The sequence below is a fragment of the Amycolatopsis sp. NPDC004368 genome (assembly GCF_053602515.1).
Window position 1 is genome coordinate 34,369 of record NZ_JBSGDT010000045.1, and the last position, 25,809, is coordinate 60,177.

General features: G+C 67.1%; 23 protein-coding genes. 15 read left to right on the top strand and 8 right to left on the bottom strand.

What is annotated here, in order from left to right; genetic code table 11:
- The first annotated feature begins 158 nt into the window (after positions 1-158).
- Genes nthB through ACWEOE_RS37455 form a run of 5 tightly spaced genes read left to right on the top strand, consistent with a single transcriptional unit; the run spans position 159 to position 4,243 of the window.
- Positions 159-866 (top strand): nitrile hydratase subunit beta, encoded by a 708-nt coding sequence (gene nthB, locus ACWEOE_RS37435; RefSeq protein ID WP_452017788.1) that lies wholly within the window; start codon positions 159-161, stop codon positions 864-866.
- Positions 863-1,492 carry a nitrile hydratase subunit alpha gene (gene nthA, locus ACWEOE_RS37440; protein WP_452017790.1) on the top strand — a complete coding sequence of 210 codons (630 nt, stop codon included), beginning with the start codon at positions 863-865 and terminating at the stop codon, positions 1,490-1,492. The genes nthB and nthA overlap by 4 nt, the downstream gene beginning before the upstream one ends.
- The gene (locus tag ACWEOE_RS37445) at positions 1,489-1,845 is read left to right on the top strand and encodes a nitrile hydratase accessory protein (RefSeq protein WP_452017792.1); all 357 of its coding nucleotides are present in this window, start codon (positions 1,489-1,491) and stop codon (positions 1,843-1,845) included. Before nthA ends, ACWEOE_RS37445 begins: the two co-directional genes overlap by 4 nt.
- Before the next feature lie 26 nt (positions 1,846-1,871).
- Positions 1,872-3,404: an amidase gene (locus tag ACWEOE_RS37450; protein ID WP_452017794.1), complete on the top strand. Its 1,533-nt coding sequence runs from the start codon at positions 1,872-1,874 to the stop codon at positions 3,402-3,404.
- Complete coding sequence (locus tag ACWEOE_RS37455) at positions 3,401-4,243, top strand: alpha/beta fold hydrolase (RefSeq protein WP_452017796.1); 843 nt, start codon at positions 3,401-3,403, stop codon at positions 4,241-4,243. Before ACWEOE_RS37450 ends, ACWEOE_RS37455 begins: the two co-directional genes overlap by 4 nt.
- Positions 4,244-4,351: 108 nt before the next feature.
- On the opposite strand, the gene ACWEOE_RS37460 is transcribed toward ACWEOE_RS37455, so the two are convergent.
- From ACWEOE_RS37460 to ACWEOE_RS37475, 4 genes are all read right to left on the bottom strand, one after another.
- Positions 4,352-5,155: an IclR family transcriptional regulator gene (locus tag ACWEOE_RS37460; RefSeq protein WP_452017798.1), complete on the bottom strand. Its 804-nt coding sequence runs from the start codon at positions 5,153-5,155 to the stop codon at positions 4,352-4,354.
- A 234-nt stretch (positions 5,156-5,389) separates the two neighbouring features.
- A complete protein-coding gene (locus ACWEOE_RS37465; RefSeq protein WP_452017800.1) occupies positions 5,390-6,163 on the bottom strand; it encodes an enoyl-CoA hydratase/isomerase family protein in 774 nt (257 codons plus the stop codon).
- 13 nt (positions 6,164-6,176) lie between these two features.
- Entirely contained in the window at positions 6,177-8,432 is a 2,256-nt protein-coding gene (locus ACWEOE_RS37470) for a CoA transferase (protein WP_452017802.1), read from the bottom strand.
- Entirely contained in the window at positions 8,429-10,039 is a 1,611-nt protein-coding gene (locus ACWEOE_RS37475) for an AMP-binding protein (RefSeq protein WP_452017804.1), read from the bottom strand. The genes ACWEOE_RS37470 and ACWEOE_RS37475 overlap by 4 nt, the downstream gene beginning before the upstream one ends.
- Positions 10,040-10,088: 49 nt before the next feature.
- Here ACWEOE_RS37475 and ACWEOE_RS37480 point away from each other — a divergent pair, with 49 nt between their 5' ends.
- Genes ACWEOE_RS37480 through dmpG form a run of 3 tightly spaced genes read left to right on the top strand, consistent with a single transcriptional unit; the run spans position 10,089 to position 13,005 of the window.
- Positions 10,089-11,039, top strand: coding sequence for a 2-keto-4-pentenoate hydratase (locus ACWEOE_RS37480; protein ID WP_452017806.1), 951 nt, complete (start codon positions 10,089-10,091; stop codon positions 11,037-11,039).
- Positions 11,036-11,986 carry an acetaldehyde dehydrogenase (acetylating) gene (locus tag ACWEOE_RS37485; protein WP_452017808.1) on the top strand — a complete coding sequence of 317 codons (951 nt, stop codon included), beginning with the start codon at positions 11,036-11,038 and terminating at the stop codon, positions 11,984-11,986. Before ACWEOE_RS37480 ends, ACWEOE_RS37485 begins: the two co-directional genes overlap by 4 nt.
- The gene (gene dmpG, locus ACWEOE_RS37490; protein ID WP_452017810.1) at positions 11,983-13,005 is read left to right on the top strand and encodes a 4-hydroxy-2-oxovalerate aldolase; all 1,023 of its coding nucleotides are present in this window, start codon (positions 11,983-11,985) and stop codon (positions 13,003-13,005) included. Before ACWEOE_RS37485 ends, dmpG begins: the two co-directional genes overlap by 4 nt.
- Before the next feature lie 88 nt (positions 13,006-13,093).
- Here dmpG and ACWEOE_RS37495 read toward each other — a convergent pair whose 3' ends face one another.
- On the bottom strand, positions 13,094-13,465 hold the full coding sequence (locus ACWEOE_RS37495; protein ID WP_452017812.1) for a winged helix-turn-helix transcriptional regulator: 372 nt from the start codon (positions 13,463-13,465) through the stop codon (positions 13,094-13,096).
- 63 nt (positions 13,466-13,528) lie between these two features.
- Between ACWEOE_RS37495 and ACWEOE_RS37500 the strand changes: the two genes are divergently transcribed.
- Complete coding sequence (locus ACWEOE_RS37500) at positions 13,529-14,392, top strand: SDR family oxidoreductase (RefSeq protein ID WP_452017814.1); 864 nt, start codon at positions 13,529-13,531, stop codon at positions 14,390-14,392.
- A 317-nt stretch (positions 14,393-14,709) separates the two neighbouring features.
- The gene (locus ACWEOE_RS37505; protein ID WP_452017816.1) at positions 14,710-15,351 is read left to right on the top strand and encodes a response regulator transcription factor; all 642 of its coding nucleotides are present in this window, start codon (positions 14,710-14,712) and stop codon (positions 15,349-15,351) included.
- A gap of 60 nt (positions 15,352-15,411) precedes the next feature.
- On the opposite strand, the gene ACWEOE_RS37510 is transcribed toward ACWEOE_RS37505, so the two are convergent.
- Together ACWEOE_RS37510 and ACWEOE_RS37515 are read right to left on the bottom strand one after the other, a co-directional pair.
- The gene (locus ACWEOE_RS37510; protein ID WP_452017818.1) at positions 15,412-15,930 is read right to left on the bottom strand and encodes a flavin reductase; all 519 of its coding nucleotides are present in this window, start codon (positions 15,928-15,930) and stop codon (positions 15,412-15,414) included.
- 111 nt (positions 15,931-16,041) lie between these two features.
- Positions 16,042-17,547 carry a PAS domain-containing sensor histidine kinase gene (locus ACWEOE_RS37515; protein WP_452017820.1) on the bottom strand — a complete coding sequence of 502 codons (1,506 nt, stop codon included), beginning with the start codon at positions 17,545-17,547 and terminating at the stop codon, positions 16,042-16,044.
- Positions 17,548-17,699: 152 nt separating this feature from the next.
- Between ACWEOE_RS37515 and ACWEOE_RS37520 the strand changes: the two genes are divergently transcribed.
- From ACWEOE_RS37520 to ACWEOE_RS37540, 5 genes are all read left to right on the top strand, one after another.
- Positions 17,700-18,884 (top strand): flavin-dependent monooxygenase, encoded by a 1,185-nt coding sequence (locus ACWEOE_RS37520; RefSeq protein WP_452017822.1) that lies wholly within the window; start codon positions 17,700-17,702, stop codon positions 18,882-18,884.
- 26 nt (positions 18,885-18,910) lie between these two features.
- Positions 18,911-19,309 (top strand): hypothetical protein, encoded by a 399-nt coding sequence (locus ACWEOE_RS37525; protein ID WP_452017824.1) that lies wholly within the window; start codon positions 18,911-18,913, stop codon positions 19,307-19,309.
- A 20-nt stretch (positions 19,310-19,329) separates the two neighbouring features.
- The gene (locus ACWEOE_RS37530; protein ID WP_452017826.1) at positions 19,330-20,052 is read left to right on the top strand and encodes an SDR family NAD(P)-dependent oxidoreductase; all 723 of its coding nucleotides are present in this window, start codon (positions 19,330-19,332) and stop codon (positions 20,050-20,052) included.
- Between the two features lie 48 nt (positions 20,053-20,100).
- Positions 20,101-22,371 carry a CoA transferase gene (locus ACWEOE_RS37535; RefSeq protein ID WP_452017828.1) on the top strand — a complete coding sequence of 757 codons (2,271 nt, stop codon included), beginning with the start codon at positions 20,101-20,103 and terminating at the stop codon, positions 22,369-22,371.
- A 178-nt stretch (positions 22,372-22,549) separates the two neighbouring features.
- A complete protein-coding gene (locus ACWEOE_RS37540) occupies positions 22,550-23,863 on the top strand; it encodes an amidase family protein (protein WP_452017830.1) in 1,314 nt (437 codons plus the stop codon).
- A gap of 99 nt (positions 23,864-23,962) precedes the next feature.
- On the opposite strand, the gene ACWEOE_RS37545 is transcribed toward ACWEOE_RS37540, so the two are convergent.
- A partial coding sequence (locus ACWEOE_RS37545; RefSeq protein WP_452017832.1) for an ABC transporter ATP-binding protein occupies positions 23,963-25,809 on the bottom strand: 1,847 nt, incomplete at its 5' end.

Sequence of the window (25,809 nt, forward strand, 5' to 3'; positions counted from 1 at the left end):
CGATCAAGGGTCCGGTCACCGAGACAGCGTGTGGTCTCACACCTCCGATCGGTCTTAGTGTGGAGCGCACCCCGGTGACCGGCAGGTGGCAATGGTCCACTCGGTCCGGCGCAGGCCATCGGGTTCGGTCACGGATCGCCCTCGGGAAGGTGTTCGGAGTGCGCAACGTCCATGACGTCGGCGGGATGCTCGGTTACGGCGCCGTTCCGCCCGGCGACGGGAAAACTTTCCACCACGACTGGGAAAAGTTGGCGTTCGGCTTGACTTTGGCTGCCATCGCCAACGGCTTCCTGAACAACGTGGACGAGAACAGGTACGCCAAAGAACGGATGCGGCCCGAGGACCTCATCCGGTGCTCGTACTACGAACTCTGGCTCGCCTCGCTCGAGATGAATCTCGTCGAAAACGGCGTTCTGACCCTGGAAGACATCGCCCGGCGCGAAGCCGAATTGCGCACCGGGCACGCCGCGGTACAGGGTCAACGAACCGAACCCAGCCATCTCGGCCCGGCGATCGACGGGCTCGTCAGCCAGGGTGGAGACACGTCTGTCGAGGTCGGTGCGCCGGCGGTCTTCAGCATCGGGGACGTGGTTGTCGTCGACCCGCCGAACACCCGACAGCACAGCCGGGTACCGACTTACGCGTGCGGGCGACTCGCCACCGTGACAGCGGTGCTGGGAGGCTTTCCGCTTCCGCAGGTCGTTGCACACCACCTGGGGCCCGGCGCGGACTGGTGCTATCAAGTGAGATTCGAGGCGTCAGCCCTGTGGGGTACCGGGGCCGAGGCACCGTCCGACGGTGTCTACCTCGACGTTTGGGAAGCCGACCTCCGGCCGGCACCGACGAACGGACAAGGAGTCCCATGACAGCATTTCCCACCGACCCCGGAACCACCCTGGGACGTTACCCTGCTTCCAACCAGGACCTGCTGGCCCGCGCGCGAGCCGTCGAACAGCTTCTGATGGAACGCGGAGCCCTGGGATCGGGCACCGTCGACCGCATCGTCGAACGCTACGAGCGGGACATCGGACCTCTTCTCGGCGCCAAGGTCGTCGCTCGCGCCTGGGTGGACCCGGAGTTTCGCGAAAGGCTCCTCACCGACGCCACGGCCGCGTGCCGCGAGCTCGGAATCGGGGGGATGCAAGGCGAGCACCTCGTCGCACTTCCGAACAGTGCGGACATTCACCACGTGATCGTCTGCACGCTGTGTTCGTGTTATCCCTGGCCCGTGCTCGGGATTCCGCCGTCGTGGTACAAGAGCCCGGAGTATCGGGCTCGAGTGGTTGCGGAACCCCGATCAGTCCTCGCCGAGTTCGGCCTCGACGTGTCTCCGGAAGTCGAGGTCCGAGTGGTTGACACGAGTGCCGAGACCCGCTACTTCGTTCTGCCTGAAATGCCTTCCGGAGCCGAAGGCCTGAGCGAGGAAGAGCTGGCCGCTCTCGTGACCCGGGACTGCATGATCGGCGTCGCTCGACCGGAGGTCGCCGCATGAGCACCCAGATGGCAGGTCTCAACGACCTCGAGGGCACGGCCGCGCTACCCAGGAGCAACGGTGAGCTCGTCTTCGAAGAGCCTTGGGAAGGCAGCGCCTTCGGTCTCGCCGTGGCGCTCTGCGAAGGCGGGGTTCTGGAATGGGAGACATTCCGCCAACGCTTGATCGCGAGGATTGCCGGCGCGCAGGCCGCGCAACCGGAAAACTGGTCCTACTATGTGTGCTGGCTGGACGCCCTGCAAGATGTTCTCGCCGCGCAGGGTGTCCTGGATCCGGCCGATGTGGAAAGCCTCGCCGCCGAGATCATCGCGAGGGAGTTCCACCACGACGACGATCACTCACACCATTCCTGAATCAGTCTCTCTTGCACACATTGTTCGTGAACACCATTGTGGCCGTGTTGCCCGCCGATCATTCGGCGGGACAACGCGTGGTGTTTGCGCCGGAGGAAGCCAGGCAAGGACGGATACTCTTGATCGCCCACGATGGATCGACCGGGGCAACTGCGCCACAGCGCAGCCCGCAGGCGCGCGAGTGGCTCGCGATGATGGCGCGGGGCGAGTGCTCCTCCGTTGAGGTGGCCCGGCATTACCTGAAGCGCATTTCCCAGGTGAACCCGGTCGTCAACGCCGTCGCCGCTCTCGACGAGGAGCTCGTGATCGCCCAGGCCGAGGAAGCGGATCGCCGCCGTGCCGCGGGGCACGGCGGGCGCCTGCTCGGCCTCCCGGTGACAGTCAAGGACAACCTCGGCGCTGTCGGCCTCACCTGCTCGTCGGGCACGTGGGGCCGCCGAGAACATCGTCCGGTGGACGATGCCACCGCTGTCCGGCGCATCCGGGCGGAAGGCGGCATCGTCCTGGCGAAAACCGCAATGCCGGAACTCGCGTCATCTTATGAAACGGACAACGCGATCACGGGTCGCACTTGTCATCCTCTTGATGTCCGGCGGACTCCTGGCGGCTCCAGCGGTGGTGAGGCGGCGCTGCTCGCCACCGACGCTTCGCCCCTTGGCCTGGGCACCGACGGAGGCGGCTCCATCCGGGTGCCGGCACACTACTGTGGCTTGTTCGGGTTGCGGCCGACCGTCGGGCGGGTTCCCGAGACGGGTGCGTGGCCGTCGTCCAGGGCGAGTGGTTACGCCGACCTGACGTGCGTGGGTCCGATGGCGCGCAGCACGGCCGACGCGGCTTTGCTCCTGTCGGTGATCGCGGGAGCTGACGACATCGATCCGTACGCCCACGATGTTCCCCTTCAGGAGTGGGCGAGCGGCTCTGCCGACGGCATGCGCGTGGGCTTCTACGATCAGGACGGGTTCGCGATGCCGACGGAAACCACTCGCGCCACCGTTCGGCACGCGGCCCAGATTCTCGCGTCAGCCGGAGCGCGAGTGGAGGAAACCGTCCCGCCCGACCTAGGCGAAGCGACGGAGCTCTTCTTCGGGGCGACGGGCGCTGCGGGCGGGCACGATCTCATCGCCAACCTGGCCGGCGCGGACGGAAATCACACCGAACAGTTCACTACGTTTCTCTCTCTCATGAAACTCCGGGACCCGACTGCAGCGGAGTACTTCTCGCATCTTTCGCGCTTGCACGAATTCCGGGCGCGTGTTCGTACTTGGCTTCGCACTTTTGACGTAGTCCTCGCGCCCGTGGTGACCGGGCCCGCTCCCTTGCACGGCTTTCCCCCGGCGGGCGTCACGCGCGAACAGTATTTCGCCTACGAAGCGTTCAACTACGTGCACGCGGTCGCCGTGGCCGGAGTTCCGGCGATGAGCGTGCCCGTCGGGCGAGAAGACGGTTTGCCGGTGGGGGTGCAGGTCATCGCCGCTCCGTGGCGAGAGGATCTCGTTTTCCGGGCAGCGCAGGCCCTCGAAGACGGCGGAGCCAGGTTCATCCCCGCGAGCGTGGCATGACCTGGCTCGAGGTGGATGCCGGCGTCCGGCTGCGTGTCGCCGATCGGAGGCCGCCGGGGGAAAGCCGCGAACCAGTGGTACTCGTGCACGGGTGGAAGCAATCGCATCGTCTTTACGATCGGCTCTCGCTCGCCTTGGTTGAGCGAGGTCATCGTGTGATCTCCTATGACCATCGTGGTATGGGCGAGTCGGACAAACCCGACGGGTCTTACGGGTTCGACATCCTCGCCGGAGATTTGGAAAGGGTGCTACGAGCCCACGACGTCCACGATGCCACCCTGTTCGGCTGGTCGATGGGCTGCACTGTCATGCTCGAATACTTGAGGCGATCGACGCTGGGAGTCGGCCGCGCGATTTTGCACAATGGTCCCCTTCGGCTGATACAGGCGCCGGATTTTCCCCATGCGATGCCGAAAAAGCAGTTCGAAGACTACCTCGTCCAAATGCAGCGGGGGTGGCCTGCCTCCGAACGTGTGTTCCAGGCGGAAAGTCTGCTCGATCAATCGGATGCAGTTCTCCTCGACCTTCTTCTCGCAGTGGCGCTGCAAACTCCGTTGGACATCGCCCTCAGGGTGGTGCGAAACCAGGCCGCGATCGACCACAGGCAAGCGGTTTGCGCCTTGACTGTGCCGGTACTGGCCGCGTATGCCGATCGAGATCCCTACTACCCGGCGAGCTTGGCACAGTGGATTGCGGATCACGCGCCAGAGGGCCACGTCACGGTCCTGAAGAACAGCGCGCATTGCGCGCCTCTGGAGGAACCGGAACGCCTGGCCGAGGTCATCAGCGATTTCGCGGAGCGGGCCGAACGTCGCCGCAGTGCTGGTAGTCGAGGCTGAGACGAGAGGTGGTGACCCGCGTATCCGGCGTGGGCCCGAGCTTCACACTCCACGTCGAGGTGCCTCGTCGTCCCGCGCCGGGGCGTCGACCCGGCGCCGGACGGGGAATCAGCCTCCCTGCTCGTCGGTGTCCGGAATGGCGCGAGCGATGGTCGCCGCAGCGCGCCGCAGCTCGGGCAGCAACGTGTTGACCGCAAGCCGGCGTGCTGAATCCGTGGCCGACACCGCAGCGTGAACCGCGCCATCGGTGCTGATAACGGGCACCGCAACACTGGCGTACCGGGGGAGAGTTTCCTCGACTTCGACCGCGAACCCCTGTGCTCGGATCCGGGTCAGCTGGCGTTCGAGATCCTGGAACGACGCAACGGTGCGGGAGGTGAGGCGGGTCAGCGCGGTGGCTTTGAACGTTTCGAGTTGCTCCGCCCCGGCCGGGGTCGCCGCGAGGAGCATCTTGCCCGTAGCGGTGCACGTCGCAGGTAACCGGCCGCCTACCTGCGAGTGGCTGAGCACGTTCGCTCCGCCGGCGATCTTCTCCAGGTAGAGCACGTGGCCGCCGTCCAGCACGGCGAGATGGATCGTGGCTCTGGTGACGGTGAACAGGTCCGTGAGCACCGGCCTGGCCACGGCCCTCAACGCGGCGGTCGCGGGGACGCGTTGCCCAAGCTGAAAGATCCGCATTCCCAGCTGATATTGGTCTCCTCGCCTTTCCAGCAGGCCCCACTGGACCAGCTCCTGCGCCAGGCGGTAAGCGCTGGCTTTCGGTACTCCGGAGCGCCGGCTCAATTCGGTCAGCCGCAATTGATAAGGGCCGGATTCGAAAGCCCGCAGCAATAGCTGCGCCTTGCCGAGGACCGAATTCGGCCGATCCTCGTCGCTGGTGGGTAGCGCGTCCACGGCAAGCTGTGCCGACATTGGCTCTCCTCACCGGCGGGAACGAGACCATCTGATTATCCACATGGATAGGTCGAGAAGTCCAGTACCGGAACCGACGTCGTTTGCCAACGGGAATCGGTGCGGTCCTGAGGCGGAGATCCGTTCACGCCGACGTTATCATCGGTGACGAACCGTGTTGACGCGAAGCGCGAGTCCTACGTGCCAGCCAACTGAGTCGGTCCTCAAGGGACGTTGGGCCGGAGCTGTGCCGCGTCAGCGGCCCGAGAAGACCGCGGTGCGCTTGTCAAGGAACGCCTGCAGGCCCTCGGCCGCATCCGCGGACCTGGTCAGCTCACCTACGCCCTCTTCTTCCCTGGACAGCGCGTCTTGGATCGCCAGGCTGAAGCCGTCTTCGACGACACGCTTGAGCAGCCCGATGGCCAGCGTCGGCTTGGCCGCCCACTCGTGAGCCTTCTCCGTTATGGCCTCCGTCCATTCTCGATGGGGTACGACGAGGTCGACGAGACCGAGATCGAGGGCCTGTTGCGCGGACAGCCGCGCCCCTTCGATCATCAGGCGCTTGGCCAAATGGGGTCCGACCAGCCGTGGCAGTCGTTGACTACCGCCCGCGCCGGGGAACAGCCCGAGCTTGATCTCCGGGAACCCGAAGGTCGCGTCGTCCGCGAGGATGCGCAGGTCACACGCGAGGGCCAGCTCTGCACCGCCGCCCAGCGCATGGCCGTTCATGGCGGCGATGACCGGTTTGCCGGCGAGTTCGATCGACCGCTGCACATCGATCCACCGCCGCATCTTCGCCTGGTTCTCAGCGGACAGGTCGCGCATCACGGCGATGTCCGCGCCTGCGACGAAAAAGCGCCCTGTGCCGGTGATCACAACGCAGCGTACCTCGGAGTCCTCGGCCAGTGGAGCCAGCACTTGCAAGAACTCCTCGATCAGGGCGGGGTTCACCGCATTGGCGGGCGGCCGGTCGATCCGGACGGTGGCCACGGCGGCGTCGCGGCTCACCTGCAGCACTTTCGTTGTCATCAGGAGACTCCAGTCATTCTGTCGCGCCGGCCGCCGCGAGCGCGGCCAGTTGCTCGTCGTCCAGGCCCAGCAGTTCAGTGAGAACACTCGCGGTGTCCTGCCCGAGCAGGGGCGCCGGGGTCGTCAGCGAGCCGGGGGTGCCCATCAGCCGTGCGACGACTCCCTCGTGCTGGACCGGGCCTGTCAAGGGATGTTCCAGAACGGGGTAGAACCCGCGCGCGGCGAGGTGCTCGTCGTCCGCGACCAGGTCTCTTCCGGTGGCCACCAATGCCGCGGCCACCCCCTCGGCCTGCAGCAGGGAGACCAGAGCCGGCGCTTCCTGCTCGCTGGTCCAGGAAGCCAACGTGGCGTTCACGAGATCCTCGTGTCCGCGGTCTTCAGCGAGGCCTGTCAGGCGGCGAAGGGCTGCCCACTGCTGTTCGTCCTGTGCCGAGATCGCCACCCACCGGTCGGTCCCGGCCGCGGGGTAGACACCGTGCGGCGCGGGATGCCTGGGGGAGTCGCCCAACGCGGGCTCGAGGAATGCCGGTCCCATGGTTGCGGTCATGGCTTCGAGTTGCGAGAGGTCGACGTGTCCGCCGTGCCCCCGCGTCAGCATTTCGAGCAGTGCGAGGACAGCTGCGTTCGCGGCCACCATGTCCCCGAGCCCGAAGGTCAGTCCTTGGGGCGGTCCTCCGGGTTCATGGGTTTCGTGGGAGAGACCCGACATGGCCGCGAGGGTGTCGGCGAAGGTCACGGAGTCGCGCCATGGGCCGGTCTGCCCGGCACCCGCCATCGACACCAGTACGACGTCGGGGTTCGCGCTGCGTAATGATTCGTAGTCCATGCCCCAGCGGGCGAGCACCCCTGGGCTGAAATTCTCTATCACGACATCGCAGTGCGGGACGAGATCACGAAGTAACTGCTGCCCTTGAAGTGTGCGCAGGTTGAGGGCGACACTGCGCTTGCCGCGGTTGAAGTTGAGGAAATAGCCGCTGTCGTCGGGGTCAGTGCCCGGGCGCAGGTGCATGGACGGTGCGAAGCGGGTGGGGTCCTGACGGTGGCGCGATTCGATCTTGATGATTTCCGCGCCGTGGTCACCGAGAGTCTTCGTCGCGTAAGGGCCGGCGAGGACCCAGGTCAGGTCGAGGACACGGATCCCGGCCAGCGCACCACCGTCCCGAATGCGGAGTTCACGATCACGTGCCCGAGACCCGCTCCGCCCGCCGCTGAGCCAGCCGGGTGCGGCCCGGGGTTCTTCCGGCGGCGCCAGCGACTCGGGTCGCGCGGGCGACCGCCAGGGAAACCCGACGTTGCGCACATTCGATCCGGTGAAACCGACGAAGAACTCCCTCGCGAGCAATTGCGGGTTGTCGGCGATGCGTGAGGGGGGCACGACCTCGGCCCAGGGCAGCGCCCGGGCTCGTCCCTGCTTCGCGATCTCGCCGGCCCGGCGTTTCACTGTGAACTTGCGCAGAACCTCGTCGACGTGTGCCCGGCCTTTCCAGCGGGTGACCGGATCGGCCCAGCGCTCACCGGTGAGATCCTCCGCTTCGCCCTGCTCGGCAAGCCAGCCGACCAAGTCCGTCCACATGCGATCGCTGCCCGAGTATCCCCCCGCGACGTAGCCGTCGACGGCTGGGAAAATTCGGTGCGCCACGTGCTCGTAGACGCCTCCGGTGCGGACGGGGTAGCGGTTTGCGTGGATCCAGGCGATCGCCCCGGTCTCGAGCGTGGCCGCAACGGCCTCCTGCACGGAGATGTCCACGAGCTGCCCGGATCCGGTTCGGTCCCGCGCGAGCAAGCCAAGCAGAGCCCCGATCGCCGCGTGTGCGCCGGCCAGCTGCGTTGCTTGTTCTCGCGGCGGAGGAGCCGGCGGCTCGTCGGGCCGGCCACCCAGCCAGGTCATACCACCGGCGGAGGCGAGCACGAGATCGTCGCCCCTCCAGCCGCGGCGTGGGCCGGTGAGCCCGAACGGCGACACAACGACGTGCACGGCGTGCGGCCACCGCGACGTGCCGCCGCCCTTCAGCCCCCTCAGCTGGTGCAGCGGTCCGCTTTCCAGCACCACGTCGGCACCGGCGGCGAGTTCGTCGAGCTCACGCTCATCGGACGCGCGGACCCACCGCTTCCCGGCGTGCCAGTGCAGATCCGCGGCCGCCCCCCGCCACGGTCCGCGGTCGGTTCGCACGACCTCGGCCCCCATCCCGACGAAGAGCCGGGGACCTTGGAAGGCAAGTTCGTCCGTCAAGTCCAGCACCCGCAGCGGCGCCTGTGCGTGTCCGGTCATGACTGCTCCTCAGCTGCTCGGGTGCCTTCGGCGTCCCAGGTGGACTCGGCCAGGCCTTGTTCGCTGAGCACTGTCTTGCGCACTTTCCCGCTGGCGGTGCGGGGCAGGTCGGCCACGACCCGAACGTAGCGGGGGACCGCGTGCCGCGGCAGGTGAGCGCGACACCACTCGTGCACGGCGCGAGTATTCAATTCGATGCCTTCCTGCGGGACCAGCGCCACTGCGAGTTCTTGCTCCGTCAGCTCCGAGTCCACGCCGAATGCAGCGACGTCGAGGACGCCGGGCATTGCTCGAACCACTTCTTCCACGTCCCAGGTCGCGATGTTTTCGCCGCGCCTGCGCACCACATCGGCACGGCGGCCGCTGAAGATCAGGTATCCGTCTTCATCCAGCCGTCCCCGGTCGCCGGTTCGGAACCATTCGCCGTCCCAGACTTCGGACGTCGTTGCGGGGTCGCCGGCGTAACCGGTGAAGCTGAGGTGGGGCACTAGGGGCCGGACGGCAATCAGCCCGTTTTCTCCGCGGGGCGACGACCGTCCGCCCTCGTCGAGGATCGCGACGTCGTACTCGGCGACGACCCGGCCGGCAGTGCCGGGGCGCCAGTCCTCGGGGGTGTTCGTCGCCACATCGCCGAGCTCAGTGCAGGCGTAGGCCTCGAGGGGGATGACGCCGAACCGGTCGCGGAATCGCAATGCGAGTTCGCGCGGGGCCGGGCCGCCGTAGGCGAGCCGTACCTCGTGCCTGGTGTCAGCCGCGGACGGCGGGTGCCGTTCGAGCATTGCCAGCATCGCGCCCATGAAGTTGAAGGCAGTCACCCGTTCGGTCCGGCAGATCTCCCAGAACCGGGAGGCCGAAAATCGGGCGTGTGCGACCAGCCGAGCTCCCGCCAGCAACGCCGGCAGCAGCGCCGCGTGACGGACGTTGATGTGGTTCCAGGGGAACACGTTGAGCAGTACGTCTTCAGGCCCGTAACCCATCGTCTCGCGCACGCGGCGGGCATGGCGAATGGCGGCGAAGTGCGGGAGGACAGCCGTCTTGGCGCGACCGGTCGTGCCCGATGTGGACAGCATGACCAACGGGTCGCCCGGCTCCGGCGCGGGGCGATGCCAGGGGTGTGCGGGCAGTTCCCCGAGCAGCGGGAGGTCGTTTCGGCTCCCGTCGAGCAGCACTATCGACAGGTTCGTTGTGGCCATGGCGAGACCGGGGTTCGCTTCCAGCACGGCTGCCTCGGTGAGTATCAGCCGCGGCTCGGTCGCGCGCACCACAGAGCAAGCGGCAGATTCGGTCACGTCCAGGGCAACGGGGACTTCGACAGCGCCCAGAGCCGAGAGCGCGAACAGGACCTCGAGCGCCGCACGGCCCGGGCGCAGGCAGGTGATGACAGTGGCACCTCGCGGGACCAGTGACGCCAGGCGGGCGGCCACGTAGTCCGCCCCGGTCGCGAGGTCCGCCGCGGTGACGCCGGCGCCTTTCTCGAAGCGCACCACCTCTGCGTCGGGCGTGAGCTGCGCTCGCTGGGCCAGCAACGCAGGCAGTGTCGCAGGTGGATTATCGGTTTTCAGCGCAACTCCCCGGACGCTCTCGGTATCGACGCCCTCGACGATCACCGACCTTGCGGCCCGTGGACAAGCCGCGGTTCCACCCACCGAACCGCCGGTGCGCGGCCTGCCGAGCCGAGCTCCCCACCTGCCGGTGGCAGAGAACGGCGCGGGTACAGGCGTACCGGGCCGTTTCGCTCAGCGGTCCGGGATTCTGGTCTTCTGCGGGATGGGCGGCGATCGTGGGGTTCATGGAGGAAACCGCATGAATTCCACGTCCGACGACATCGTCGAGGCCGCATCGCGGCTCCGGCGCGCGGAAGCGGCGGGGCGTCCCACCGGGCCGGTCCGCGACTTGCTGGGCGCGACGAACGTCCGGCTGGCCTACTCGGTGCAGCAGGAGCTGGTCCGGCGCCGCACGGCCGGAGGAGGGGTGGTGGTGGGCCGCAAGGTCGGCCTCACCTCGCCGGCAGTGCAGCGGCAGCTGGGCGTCGACCAACCGGACTTCGGAGTTCTGTTCGCCGACATGGACGTCTCCGGCGCGGCTCGGGTTCCCGCAGGCAGGCTCCTGCAGCCCAAGGTCGAGGCCGAGGTCGCCTTCGTCCTCGCCGAAGACCTGGACGGCGGGCATCGTTCGGCCGCCGAAGTGCGTTCGGCTGTCGCCTACGCGGTGGCAGCGCTGGAAATCGTCGACAGCCGGATCGAAGGATGGGACATCACCATCGCCGACACCGTGGCCGACAACGCTTCCAGCGGACTGTTCGTGCTGGCGGAACACCAGCTCACCCTGACCGAGTTCGAACCTCGCGACGTCACCATGCGCCTGTTCGCCGACGACGAACTCGTCTCCGAGGGTACCGGCGCCGCGTGCCTCGGTGATCCGCTGAAAGCACTTGCCTGGCTCGCGCGCGCCGCGGCGGAGTTCGGAGAACCCCTGCGCGCCGGGCAGATCGTGCTCTCCGGCGCACTCGGCCCGATGGTGCCTGCTGTGCCCGGGACCCGCTTCCGCGCCGAGATCTCTCCGCTGGGCGAGGTCGAGGCCACTTTCGCCCGAGAGGATGTCGCATGAGCAAGACCAAGGTCGCGATCATCGGGTCCGGCAACATCGGCACCGACTTGATGATCAAGGTGATCCGCCTTTCCGCCACCCTCGAAGTCGCAGCTCTGGTCGGGATCGATCCCGGCTCGGACGGTCTGGCACGAGCTGCCCGGCTCAAGGTCCCCGTCACGGCCGACGGCGTCGACGGACTCATCCGCATGCCCGGCTTCGAAGAAATAGCGATTGTCTTCGATGCGACCTCGGCGAAAGCGCACGTCGTCAACGCAGCCAAGCTCGCGCCCTACGGCAAGACCCTGATCGATCTCACTCCTGCTGCTGTCGGTCCGTTCGTGGTCCCGCCGGTGAACCTTGACGAGCACTTGGCCGCGGGCGCGACCGACGTCAACATGGTCACCTGCGGCGGCCAGGCCACCATACCGATGGTCGCAGCGGTTTCGGCCGTGACGCCAGTGCGATACGCGGAGATCGTGGCGTCCATCGCGTCGAAGTCCGCCGGACCCGGCACCCGCGCCAACATCGACGAGTTCACCGAGACCACCGCCCGAGCCATCGAGACGGTGGGCGGCGCGGCACACGGCAAGGCCATCATCGTGCTCAACCCCGCGGAACCTCCCATGATCATGCGCGACACGGTGTTCTGCCTCATCGGCGACGCAGACCACGACGAGATCCGCGCATCAGTCCAGGACATGGCGCACCGGGTGGCGCAGTACGTGCCGGGATATCGCCTGAAGCAACAGGTCCAGTTCACTCCTCTGGCCGCCGGCGAACCTCTGCACACCCTGGTCGGGAACGACGCCGGCCCGGTCACGACCCGGGTGTCGGTGTTCCTCGAGGTGGAGGGCGCGGCTCACTACTTGCCCTCTTACGCGGGCAATCTCGACATCATGACTTCCGCCGCGTTGCGCACTGCCGAGTCGGTGGCACGGCGGCGTCTTTCGGAGGCGACCCGATGACCGGCAGGCTCTACATCCAGGACGTCACCCTGCGCGATGGGATGCACGCCATCCGCCACCGAATCGACCCTGCCGAGGTCGGACGGATCGTGGCCGCTCTCGACGCCGCAGGCGTCGATGCGATCGAGATCGCGCACGGCGACGGGCTCGCGGGTAGTTCGGTCAACTACGGCCCCGCCAGCCATTCAGACCACGAGTGGATCGAAGCAGCGGCGGAGAACGTGACCGACGCGGTGCTCACCACGCTCCTGCTACCCGGTATCGGCACGATCGCCGACCTGCGGGCGGCGCAGGCGCTCGGCGTCCGCTCCGTGCGCATCGCGACGCATTGCACGGAAGCGGACATCTCTGCCCAGCACATTGCCACCGCACGAGAACTCGGCATGGACGTGTCCGGGTTCTTGATGATGAGCCACCTGGCGCCTGCCGAAGACTTGGCGGCACAGGCCAAGCTGATGGAGTCCTACGGCGCTCATTGCGTGTACGTCACGGACTCGGGTGGGCGCCTGACCATGAACGGAGTCCGGGAGCGCATTCGCGCTTACCGTGACGTGCTCGACCCCGGAACGCAGATCGGCATCCACGCCCACGAGAACCTCTCTCTTTCGGTGGCCAACAGCGTTGTCGCGGTCGAGGAAGGCGTCACGCGAGTCGATGCGTCGCTGGCCGGTCAGGGCGCAGGTGCCGGCAACTGCCCGATCGAAGCATTCATCGCGGTCGCGGACCTGGAAGGCTGGGCGCACGGGTGCGAGCTTTTCGCGCTGCAAGACGCAGCCGACAACTTGGTGCGGCCGTTGCGCGACCGGCCCGTGCAGGTCGACCGGGAGACCCTCACGCTCGGGTATGCGGGTGTCTACTCGTCATTCCTCCGCCACGCCGAGAATGCCGCAACCCAGTACGGTCTCGATGCGCGCGAGATCCTGCTGGAAGTCGGCCGCCGGGCTCTCGTGGGCGGTCAGGAGGACATGATCGTCGACATCGCGCTCGATCTGGTCTCCGCGAAAAATCCTCGTCTCTGAGATCTCATGGCCGCCTCATCGGGTGGCACGCTGGACGCGAGGGCAGCGGAATCCGCTGCCCTCGCGCCCCGGCTGAGCCGTGGTGGGATCACACGTCCTGAGCACCGCGCGAAACTTCAGCGGTACCGGATTCGGGGCCGGGTATCGAAAGGGCCCAGTCGGACATCGCCTCGAGCACGCCGCGCAACCCTTCGCCGAGAGGAGTGAGGCGGTATTCGACGCGGGGCGGGATTTCGGGGTAGGACGTTCGGACAACGAGCCCGTGGGTCTCGAACTGTCGCAGTCGGCTCGTCAGCGTGTGCGGGCTGATGCCGGGCAGGGCATGCCTGAGTTCTGTGAAGCGATGGGGGCCCTGCAGAAGTTCTCTGACGATGAGCGTTGCCCAGGGGCCCTCGAGGAGGGTCAGGAAGCGGGCGACGCCGCACGACGGCAGTGTGGGATGGTGTGTGATGGCTGCCACTTCTTCATTATACTACATTAGTGCAGTTGATGTAACTGATGCAGTGCATGCACTAATGGGTTCATGAAATATGTGGTTCATGGCGCAACGGGCGCCCAAGGCGCCCCCGTTGTCGCAGCTCTCACCGCCGCTGGTCACTCCGTCGTCGCCCTCACCCGCCACGCCGACGCCGTCGTCGACAACGCTCGTGTAGCGGCCGTCGACAATTCCTCCAGCGCCCAGCTCGCCGGCGTCTACCGCGACGCCGATGGCGTTTTCGTCCACCTGCCGCTGGGCCCGGAGGACTTGCGTCAGTCCCAGGCGGAGAACATCGTCTCGGCCCTGCGGAAGGTTCGCCCGAAGCGGATCGTGTTCTCCACCAGCGGCACCATCGTCGATGCGCCCGGAAGCGTCCTGCAGGCGCCGGATGACAGCGCGGTCATGAAAGTGATTTCCGGTTTGCGGGAAAGCGCGCTGTCCCACGCCGTGATCGCCGCTCGGCTGTTCCTGGAGAATCTCCTGCTGCCGCCGGTCGTCGCCGGGGTGAAGGAAGACGGTGTCCTGCGGTACCCGCTGCGCGCGGAGTTCGGTGCGTCGTGGGTCTCGCACTTGGACATGGCCGATGTCGCGGCTGCGCTGCTCACGGCTTCGGACGTCACCGGAGTGGTCGCCGTGGGCCAGTACCCCCCGCTCACCGGGCCGGACCTCGCCGAGGCTTTCGCGGGACACTTCGGGCGTCCTGTGTCTTACGAGGCCATCGCACCCAGTGCGTTCGGAGAGGCCATTGCGCCGGTGATCGGCGAATACGCGGCAAGCGGTGTCGCAGGTCTTTACGAGCTCTTCGATACGTTGCCTGCCAACGCCATCCCGCCCGAACGGTCGGCGAGGGAACTGCTCGGCATTGCACCTCGAGCCACCGGTCAATGGCTCGCCGACATCGGCCTTTGACCTTTGAGCTCCTGCCGTAACGCTGCCGCGTCGTACCGAGGCACGGGGGCGAGGTTCGTGCCGGGCCGGGCGGACCCGCCCGGCCCGGCCGGCCCATGCAGCCCCGGCGGCCAGGCCGGCCGGGGTGGGCCGTGTGTCAGGTGTACCCGGCAGAGTTGTTCGGGCATGATCGCGCTTGCAGGCAGGCGTGGCCGGACCGGCCCAGTCCGGATCGGACCGGACCGGTCCGGTGACCGAAACGGCATGCAGGACGTGTGGCACGGGTCCGCGTACCGTTGTCGGCCAGGCTCTCGTTCGGCCCTTTCCGGGAGGTTGAGATGATCCGCCCTGGTGAGCCGACGGCCGGCAATGCACAGCCGACGGTTCACATCGTCGACGACGACGAGGACTTACGGCAATCGCTGCGGTTCCTGCTCGCCAGCGTCGGGGTGCAGGCGCTGGTCTATCCGGACGCGCCGACATTTCTTGCCGAGTTCGATCCCGCCGAGGTCGCTCTCGTGGTCGTCGATGTGCGAATGCCCGGAATGAGTGGATTCCAGCTGCAGGACGTGCTGCGCGAACGTGGGTATCCGGCACCGATGATCTTCTGCTCGGCTTACGGCGACATTCCGATGTCCGTCCGGGCGCTCAGCAATGGAGCGGTCGACTTCTTGGAAAAGCCCTATGACGCGCAGCGCATGCTGGAGGTCGTCCAGCGGCAACTGGCCTCCGCGGAGGAGCGCTTCGCGGAGGCCAGGGCTCGGCGCGACGTTCTCCGGCGGTTGGAAAAGCTGACGAAACGCGAACGGGAGGTACTTCGTCTCGTCATCGACGGGCTGTCGAGCCAAGCGGTTGCCCGTGAGCTTGATGTGAGCGTGAAGACGATCGACGTCCACCGAGCCCGGATCAAGGCGAAGACCGATGCCGAAAGCCTGGCGGCGTTGTCCCGGGACGTCCTCCTGCACAGAGTGGAGGTCTGAGCGCCGGAGTTGCCGGCCCGAGATGCAAGTCCCTCCCTCCCTGCCGCCGGCAGAGCGTTGTTACTGAAGATCTTCCGGTCGCGGCGGGGGCAGCGTGTGAAAGGAACGTCGAAAGTAGACGAGTGCCCCGCTTTCCTCGTTGGCGTGCACGTGTTCGACATCGACGAACAGGACGGAGTGCGAACCCGTCTCACGAAACGCCGTCACGGTCCCGATGACGGCTGCCGCGGCGCCCCGCAGCACTGGAACACCGTACGTCGCGACATCCCAGCGATCGTCTGTGAAACGCTCCGCCGGCGGTAAGCCCGTTGCCCCCGCAAAATGCTTCGCGAGGTATTCGTCTGCGTGGGCGAGGACGTTGACGCAAAGCCGCCGATTCCCGAGTAGGACACTGTGCGAGCGGCTGGACCGGTTGACGCAGACGAGTGCTGTCGGCGGCGAGTCGGTGACCGAGCAGGCGGCGCTCACGGTGATTCCCGCCTTGCCGTGCTCGCCGTCCGTGGTGACGACGTTGACAGCTGCGGACAAGTTGGCCATCGCAGAGCGGAAATCGGAAGCGGTCTGGGTAAGCTCGGACATTTTTCCTCCTAGGCCGTGTGCGTGCCGACGAGCCCTGGCGCCTAGGGTTATTATGGAATCGGCGGGCGACCCGTCGTAGTGGGAAATTCTTCGCCCGGCCTGAAGATTTCTCTAATCGGGAGGGTCCACGACGATCGGCAGCCTGAAACCGAAACGAGAACCTCGGCCGAGACGCGGTTCGGCCCAGATGTAGCCGTGCTGACGGGTGATGATCCGGTAGCTGAGTGCCAAGCCGATACCGCTGCCGTGCTCCTTCGACGTGAAGGATTCGGCCAACGGATCGTGACGGATGCCGCGACCGTAGTCGTCGACGGTCACCACGGCCTCGCCGGCCACCGCACTGATGGTGATCTCCAGACGGCGGTCCTCGGGACGGCAAACCGCCATCTCGTCGATCGCGTTGAAACAGAGATTCAGGAGTACCTGACCGGTCAGGACCCGCTCGCAGCGCACGAAGAGGGCTTCCGTGGCTTGGTGCACCACGACTTCGATGCCTGCCTCGCCCGCGCGGAGCATCACGAAGTAGAGGCACTCGTCCACGACTTCACGAAGGTCGATGATCTTCTCGTCGGAATCGAGGTGGCCGACGAAGGCTCGCACGGACGTGACGATCGAGCTCACGCGGTCGATCTGGCGAATCGCGCTCCCGACACCGAACGTCAGGAGCTCCGCCGACTCCGGGGTCAGACAGCCGCTCTTCTGCAGCAAGTCGAGGTGTTTGACCGCACCGGCGAGGAAATTTCCCGCCGCGGCAAGTGGCTGGCCGAGCTCGTGCGCGATGGCCATGGCCATGTCACCCATGGCTGTGTAGCGGGCTTGGTAATTCTCGCGGTGCAGCTCACGCTCCCGAACGGCCTCGCGCTGCATTCGTCCCGACACATCGTGCAGGATCATCAGGAAACCGTCGCCAGGGTCGGCCAGGCGTTCGACGGTGCCCTCGAGCCACACCGGCGTATCGGCGGGGGGTCCTACTTCGAGCTGCACCTCGGCCGCGGGGTGTGCTCGGTCCACGAGGTCCCCCCACGAAATTTCGTGACGGCCCCGGTGCAAGGTGGCGACCTCGCCGATCGAACGGCCTGTGTCGACCGGCGTCATGTCCAAGCGGGCCATGGCAGTGTCCGTTGCGAGGCGGACCGTACCTGCTGCATCGAGCAGCAGCGCGATCGTGGAGGTTTGCCGAGCCAGCGCGTCGATACTCGAGGTGGTCCGTCGAAGTGCTTGCTCGGTTTGCTGTTCTCGTTCGATGTCTCGGAACTGGACCATGACCGCCGTGCCGTGATTGAGCTCTACGCGCAGGGCCAAGGCATCGGTGGGAATCACGCGTCCGCTGCGAGTCCGGTAGTGCCACTCGATGCGGCTACTCCCGCGCTCGACTGCGTCTTGGAGCCAGGCCCGGCCGAGGACTCGGTGGTACTGCGGTGCTGTGCTGCTCATGTCGTCGGCCGTCAGCGGGCGGAACTCGGTGACGCTCCACCCCAGGAGGTCACAGGCGGCCCGGTTCGCCCAGATGATGGTCTTCGTGGCGGCGTCGTGCACAAGCACGCATGTCCGGCTCTCCTCCATGAGCACCGCGAGGTCGGCGGTCGTGATCTCCGGAACTTCCGGTACTGCGGACATCGCGCCAGTGTAGGCCGGTTCGGCCGGCCCAGCGCGTAAGGGAATCCCCTACATGGGGAAAGAACTTCTGTACGAAGAGAAGGGTGATGCCGATTTCGGCTGTCGCCCTTGATTTCTAGGCTCGGCGGTGTTCGACGACGAAGGAGGCGAAAATGCGGCAGGTCGAGGAAGAACGCGATGTGCGGCGGCTGAGCAAGGCGCCGGAGTTCCCGGGCGGAGGCCGTCTTTCTCTCGATCGAGTGCTGGATGAACTCGCCGGCCGGCGCGATGAGTTCCGCGAACAGAGGTACGTCTCGAAGGACTTCGTCAGGTTGCTGAAGGACGCTGGGATCTACCGTGCGGCGACTCCGGCGCGCTTCGGCGGGGAGCCTGCCGCGCCGGCCGATTTCCTGCGCGCGATCGAGCGGATCGCAGAGGTCGACGGCTCGACCGGCTGGGTCGCCAGCTTCGGTGCCTCCAACGTCTACCTGGCGGCTTTGCCTCTCGAGACGCAGGAGCGCCTCTACGCCGACGGACCGGACGTGGCGTTCGCCGGGGCGTTGTTTCCACCTCAGAAGGGGGAGGAAACCGACCTCGGTTATCGGTTGTCCGGTCGGTGGAAGTTTGCCAGCGGATGCATGGGCGCGGACCTGCTCGGAGTCGGGCTGGCGGGCGACGAGGCGTCCGAGGGCAAACCGCGGACCGCGCTGCTGCGGCCCGACCAGGTCGACATCATCCAGGAATGGGACGTCGTCGGGATGCGTGGCACCGGGTCGTTCGACCTCGTGGTCGGCGATGTCGAGGTCCCCCGCGAATGGACTTTCGTGCGCGGCGCGGAACCCATGGTCGACGAGCCGCTGTACCGCTATCCCACGCTGGCGTACGCGGGCCAGCTGCTCGCTGTCGTGGGCGCTGGAGTCGCCAGTGCGGCACTCGAATACGCCCGCCAGACCGGAGCGGGGTACAAGGGTGTCACCGGAGCTCCGAAGCTGGCCGACCGGTCCTACTACCGATCGGGAATCGCGCGTGCCCAGGCGGCGTTCAGTTCGGCTCGGGCTTGGTTCTACGAGGTGACCGAACAGGTCTGGCAGGGTGTTCTGACCGGGGACCCGGTCTCGGACGATCAAAACGCGCAGCTGCGGCTCGCCTCGGCCCATATCGCGAAGACGTCTTCGGACGTGGTCGGTTGGCTCGTCGAGGTTTCGGGAACCGGGGCGATCGCGGACACGCACCCCTTGCAGCGGATGTTCGGTGATGCCTTGGTCCCGAAGCAGCACGCGTTCCTCGGCCCGGCGATCTACGACTCCGCCGGTGCGGTGCTGATGGGCTTGCCGCCGACCAGCCCCGGCTTTCGCTGAGCCGCGACCGTCTTGAGGAGAAGCGCATGACCGGGCGTCCCCTTCGCGTACTTTTCTGCATCGGGATCAATCAGAACTTCTTCGACTTACCGGCCGACGACCTCGACCAGCGGGATGTCTGGCTGGCGTTCGTCGCGATGATGGATAGCATCAAGGCCATGCCGGGTGTCGCTTTCCTGGCTGACATCGACGACGACGCTCACATGGTCGGGCCCTCCGACGGCTGGCCGTGGACTTGTTACCTGGTCGCCGATGTCGACACAAGGGAGACCGTCGAAGCGGCGTGCAACCTTCTCCGGACGACCCGGGTCGGAGCGGGCGAGGTGAAGCTCTGGCGCTTTGCGAAAATCGAGGCGCGGATCGGCCGTGCTCTCACCATGCGGGAAGACGTCACCGGCACGCCCGACGCAGGTCTCGCGAAGTGAGCAGGCATCGGGTCGCCGTGGTGACCGGGGGCGCCCGTGGCCTCGGCGAAGCGATTGTCCGGCGGTTGCACGCCGAGGAATATCGCGTGGTCGTCGCCGACGTCGACACAGCCGCAGCCGAAGCGCTGGCAGGCGAGCTTGACGCCACAGGTCCCGCGGTGCAGGCCTGCACAGTGGACGTCGCGGACCGTGACGCCCCGGCCGAGTTGCTCAACCACGCTCTGAAGTGCTTCGGCGAGGTGCACGTTCTGGTCAACAATGCGGCACGGACGCAGGCGACGCCGCTCATGGAAATCGATCCCGACGATCTGGAAGCGCTCATGAAGGTGAACTTCGGCGGGACGTTCCGACTCTGCCAGGTCTTCGGCGCCCATTTCGCCGGTCAAGGTCACGGCCGGATCGTCAACATGGCGTCGCTCGCGGGGCAGAACGGCGGTACCACGACGGGTGCGCACTACGCGGCATCGAAGGGAGCGGTCCTCACCACGACCAAGGTGTTCGCGCGGGAGCTGGCCTCCCGCGGTGTCACCGTCAACGCGGTGTCGCCCGGTCCGCAGGAAGGCGACACCGTCCGCACCCTCGTCGGAGGGGAGCGGCTCGACGCTTTGCGCGCCAGCATTCCGGTCGGCAGGCTCGGCGATCCCGCGTTCGTGGCGCGGACCGTGGCGCTGCTGGCTTCGCCCGAAGCGAGCTCGGTCACCGGTGCGTGCTGGGACGTCAACGGTGGTCTGTACCTGCGCTGAAGCCCGCCGTACCGGGTTCGCCGAAGCACCTAGGACGAAGGAGACGACATGACCGACCGCGATGGCCAGCTTTTGCGCGTGCTGGATCTCACCGATGATCTGGGCCTCTACGGCGCTCGTGTGCTCGTGGGCACGGGAGCGGACGTGGTGCGGGTGGACCCGGGGCCGCCACTCGGGCCGGCGGCGCACTCGCACTGGCACGCAGGCAAACGCCGGGTCCCGGTGGGTGGTGAGAGCGAGCTCGACGAGCTGGCGCTGGGGTCCGACGTCGTGTTGGAGAGCGGTCCGCTCGTGAACCTCCGGGGCCTGCGAGAGGACGGCACTTCACGGTGGCCGCATGCTGTACACGTCGTCGTGACACCCTTCGGGATGAACGGGCCACGCCGGCACTGGAAGGGTGACGACCTGGTGCTCGCGTCCGCCGGCGGCATGACTTGGCTTGGCGGAAAACCAGAGGGACCGCCGAAGCCGCCGCCGCGGGAGCAGGCGATCCAGCTGGCCGGCGCCAACGCGGCCACCGCGGCTCTGCTCGGAGTGCTCGCTCGCGACCGTACCGGCTCAGGGCAGCTGATCGATGTGTCTGTTCAGGAAGCGGTCGCCGCGACGCTCGACACCGGTGCCATCACGTGGATCCACGCAGGTCGCTACCCAGTTCGCAACGGCGGGGTGTACGAGCACGTCGCGCACCGGATTTTCGCGGCCGCCGATGGATGGGTTGCCGGAGGGTATTCCGGCAGCGATCGCATGTGGACGGATCTGCTGTCCTGGATGGCCGAGACGGGTGAGGAAGCGGACCTGTCCGAGGAGCGGTGGGCCGATCCGGTGACTCGATGGCAGGAGCGATCGCACGTCGACGAAGTCGTGCAGCGATTCATGGCGCGACGCCTCGCGGGGGACATCGCCTCGGAAGGGCGGGCGCGGGCTCTTCCTTGGGCCGAGGTGGTTCCTCCGACCCAGCTCTCCGAGAATCCCCAATTGCGCGCCAGAGACTTCTTCACCCGGATCGTGGGGCCGGGGCTTCCCAGGGAAGGTGTCGCCGACATCGGCTTTCCGTGGCGGTCGCCCGCGCGGCCGAGAGAGGTCAGCTTGCCGGACGAACGCGAGCCCGGACGGGGGTGGCGGTCGCAGTCGCACCGGGTTCGCCGAACACCCACCACCACGGATGTCAGCGGCGGTGCCCTGACCGGGCTGCGAGTTCTGGATTTGACCTGGGTTCTCGCCGGCCCCTATGCGACGAAGATCCTCGCCGAGCACGGCGCGGACGTCGTCAAGATCGAGTCGAGGCATCGCCAGGACCCCACCCGGTTCGCGCCCTCGATGCGCTTGCGGCCCGGAGCGGGCCACGACGACAGCGGGGTCTTCCTCAACTTCAACCGTGGGAAACGCAGTGTCGCGCTCAACCTGCGCACCCGCGAGGGACAGCGGGTCCTGCGCGAACTCGCACCTCACTTCGATGTCGTGGTGGAAAACTTCAGCCCGGGTGTCATGGCCCGCTGGGGCATGGACTACGAATCGTTGCGTGCGATGAATCCTGGCATCATTCTCGTCTCGATGGCGGGTGTGGGACAGACCGGTCCGTGGCGCGACGTGGCGACGTTCGCCGACACCCTCGCCGCGATGTCCGGCCTGTCTTTCGAGACCGGCGACCGCACAGGCAGGCCAGAGGGATTGACGTTCGGCCTGGGAGACATGATCGCCGCCAATGCGGCGGTCGCGGGAGGGCTCGAACTGCTCGTGCGGGGCGAGGGCGGCCACCTGGACTTGTCTCAGCTGGAGGCCGTCGTAGCCGCCATGGGACCGGCTCTGCTCGAGCGTGCGTGGGGCAAGGACCCTTCATCGAGCCGGCCGGAGGCGTTGCAGGGTGTCTACCCGGCCGCCGGCGAGGACCGGTGGGTGGCGATCTCGACGCGCGACGAACGGGAACGCGCGGCGCTCACAGAGCTGGCAGGACTTCCGGGCGGCGAGTGCGATCACCAGGAGGTCGCAGCCGCTCTGTCCGCCTGGACACGCCGCCAGACAGCGGAGGCGATCGCGGATCGTCTGCAGACAGCCGGCGTTCCGGCCGCCGTCGTCGCCAACGGCCGAGACCTTCTCGCGGATGAACATCTGGCTGCTCGCGGATTCTACCCCGTGTTGAAGCACCCTGTGGCCGGCTCGTTCCACCACGAAGGCATCGTGGCGCGGCTCGAGGACACACCCGGCACGATCGCCGTTCCCGCGCCGCTGCTCGGCCAGCACACCTCTGAAGTGCTGCGTGAAGTACTGGGTTACAGCGACGGACAGCTCGCCGCGCTCGGCGCGGCGGGCGTGACGGAGTGAGGAAAACGGTGCCCTTGCCCGCAACTGTGCCGGCGAAGCGGGGCTGTCCGGGTGGGGGAGACGGCGTCGGCGGGTTTCTCGCGAACTGCCAGGAGAGTGCACCCCGGAGCGCAAAGGAAGACGACAGATGATCGATCGTTCGAGCGAAACGACTTCAGCGCTGCGCCCGGCCGAGTCCGTGGACGAAGCGCGGGACCGGGTCCGAGGTGCTCTCCTGCGGGCGGAGCAGGCCGCCGGCCTGGGCGGCTTCATCTCCCTTGACCGTTCACCCGAAATCCCCGGCGAAGGCACCAAAGGCCCGCTGTTCGGCGTTCCCGTTGTGATCAAGGACAACATCCACGTCGCCGGCCTGCCCAGCACGGCGGGCACGCCTGCTCTGCGCGACTTCGTCCCGGCAGCCGACGCCCCGATGGTGGAGCGACTTCGCCGGGCCGGAGCAGTCGTTCTCGGCAAGGCGAACATGCACGAGCTCTCCTTCGGGATCACCAGCAACAACCGCGCCTTCGGGCCGGTCCGGAACCCGCACGATCGCGATCGGTTCGCGGGCGGTAGCAGCGGTGGAGTCGCCGCACTGATCGCGGCCGGCGTGGTCCCGGTCGGTGTCGGCACCGACACCGGTGGATCTGTTCGGATCCCCGCCGCCATCACCGGTATCTGCGGGCTCAGACCGACTGTCGGACGGTACCCGATGCGTGGCGTGACCAAACTCTCGAGCACGCGGGACACGGCAGGCCCGATGGGGCGAAGCGTGGGTGACCTGATCGTCCTCGACCAGGTCCTGACCGGTGACGACCGGCCTGTGGCCGCTGTGGCGCCGGAATCGATCAGGTTGGGCGTGCCGGCGGACCACTTCACGCGGCCGTTGCAGGACGAAGTCGCCGTCCTGTGGGCGGCGGCGACCAGGGCGCTGGCTGAAGCGGGTGTGGTGCTGGTCCCGATCGAGGTTTCCGCGCTTGTCGAACGTGAACGGGAAGTGGGCATGACGATCGTGCTCCGCGAGTGTCGAGAGGAGCTCTCGGCTCATCTGGCCACTTACTACCCGCACGTGACCCTCGGGATGCTCGCCGCGCAAGCCGCCGGACCGGACGTGAGGCACATTCTCCAAGAGAGCGTCGTCGACGGAGCACCGAACCCGGTCAGCCAGAGCGCCTACCGCGAAGCTCTGGGACACAGGCAGCGGCTCCGCCGCGCATACGCCGAGACATTCGCGTCGAACGGTTTGGACGGTATCGTCTTCCCGACAACGCCGGCCACCGCGCTCGACCTGTCCACTTGCGATGAAGGCATGATCCTCGAGGGGGTTCCCGTCGACACCTTTCAAACCTTCATGCGCAACACCGGTCCGGCGAGTGTCGCGGGAATCCCCGGTCTGAGCGTCCGCATGGGCTCGGCCTCCGACGGGCTGCCCGCCGGACTGGAGATCGACGCCCCGGCGGGAGCCGACCGCGCTCTGCTCTCCGTGGGGCTGACCGTGGAAGCCGTCCTCAGCTGATCTTTCGCCGAGCAGGGCCGATCGATCACCCGGCCCTGCTCCGCTAACAGGGTGACGACGAAGGCGGGAGCGCGGTCGGCCGGCGTCGAGGTGAGCTGATCATTGGAAGGGCGCCGAGTGCGAGGAAGCCTGGACGACTGACTCGGTCATGGTGCTGACAGCGTCCACGACGCGGGGCTGCGCGGCTCGCGCCGATGCCGATTCACTTTCCGCCACCCGGCCCGCGGCTACGATCAGCACGCGGTGCGCGATCGCCGTCACGCGGGGATCGTGCGTGATCAGGATGGTGGTGCGGTCTGCGGTGACCCTGCGGAGAGCGGGCAGCAGGCGGTCGACGGTGTCGGCGTCCAAGCCGGCGGTCGGTTCGTCGAGCACGAGCACCGGAGCGTCGGCCACCACTGCTCGTGCGATCGCGATCCGTTGGCATTGCCCACCGGACAGGCCGTGCCCGTGCTCGCCGAGAACGGTGTCGTACCCGTGGGGGAGCGCTGTGATGAACTCGTGTGCGTCGGCGGCGACCGCCGCACGCACGACGGCGCGGTCGTCGGCGGAGTGCGAGCCGTAAGCGATGTTGTCCCGGATCGTGCCGTGCAACAGCGCCGTCCGCTGCTGGACGAACGCCACGTTGCGGCGCAGGGACTCGAGGGTGATCGTCGTGAGGTCCGCGCCGTCGAGCTCGATCGATCCGCGGTCCGGGTCGTGGAAGCGGACCAGCAGCTTGGCAATCGTCGACTTGCCCGCTCCGCTCGGACCTGTGATCGCGACGAACTCGCCCGCGCGTACTTCCGCGGAAAACGCCTTGATGGCTGCGCGCGGTGCTCCCGGGTAAGCGAAGCTGATGGACTTCAGGCGGATGTGACCGGAGACGCGGTTCAGCGTCCGGGCGTCACTCGACTCACGCAGCGACGGCTCTTCGTCGAGGAGCTCGACGATGCGTTCCGAACCGGTTGTCGCCGCCGACACCATCACCCGTAGCTGGCCGAGTTGTTGCAACGGCCCATAGGTGAATGAAACGATCGCGGCGAACGCCAGCACCCCGCCGAGGCTGATCGCGCCGTTGGAGACCTCCCAGGTACCGAGCGCGACGATCGCCAGCACGCAGAGGGTCTCCGCCAAGTGGACCACGGGTGAGTAGAGAGCGCTGAGCCGGACGATCGCGAGATTGGCCTTGAGTATGCGCGTTCCGACCTCGTGGAGGCGGTGTTCCGCGGTTGCCTGCCGGTTGTAAGCCTGCACCACGGCGACGTTGTCGAGATCTTCTCCGAGTATGGCTGTGAGTTCGCCGTTGAGCGCGCGCTCGTCGCGCGAGCGGTCGTTGATGCGCCTCGCGAAATTACGGGTGACGAGGACGAACAAGGGGGCGATGACGAACGCCGCCAGGGTCAGCTCCCAGCTGAGGACGACTGCGTAGGCGGTGAAGAAGAGCACGCTGAACAACGACGTGACCAATTGCACGAGACCTGAGCTGACGAGCCGCTCGACAGTGTCGATGTCGTCGGTCATCCGGGCAACCAGGTCACCTCGCCTGCGGCGCTCGAAGAAGTCGGGTGACAGCTTGTGCAGATGTGCGAAGACCCGGGTTCGCAAGGACAACAGAAAACGCTCACCCGATCGGTTGGTCAGGTATTCGCCGCCGAAGACCAGTAGCCCGGAAAGGACGGATATCCCGCCCCAGAGCGCTGCGGGCCGCCAGAACGCGTCGAGGTTACCGGTCGCGAGGGAGTCATCGACGATGGACGAGAACATCGAGAGGCCGACCGAATCGCCGGCGGCGGCCAGGATCAGCAGCGCGGCGCCCGTCGCCAACCACCGCCGCTCACCACGGGTGAAAGGCCAGAATCGGCGGAACACGGTTCGGGTCGGGAGGACCGGGGTGACAGGGTCCACTGTGAACACACTCCTTCCGGCGGGGAGGCGGGGGTCGCGGCGGTGCACCGCCGGCACCG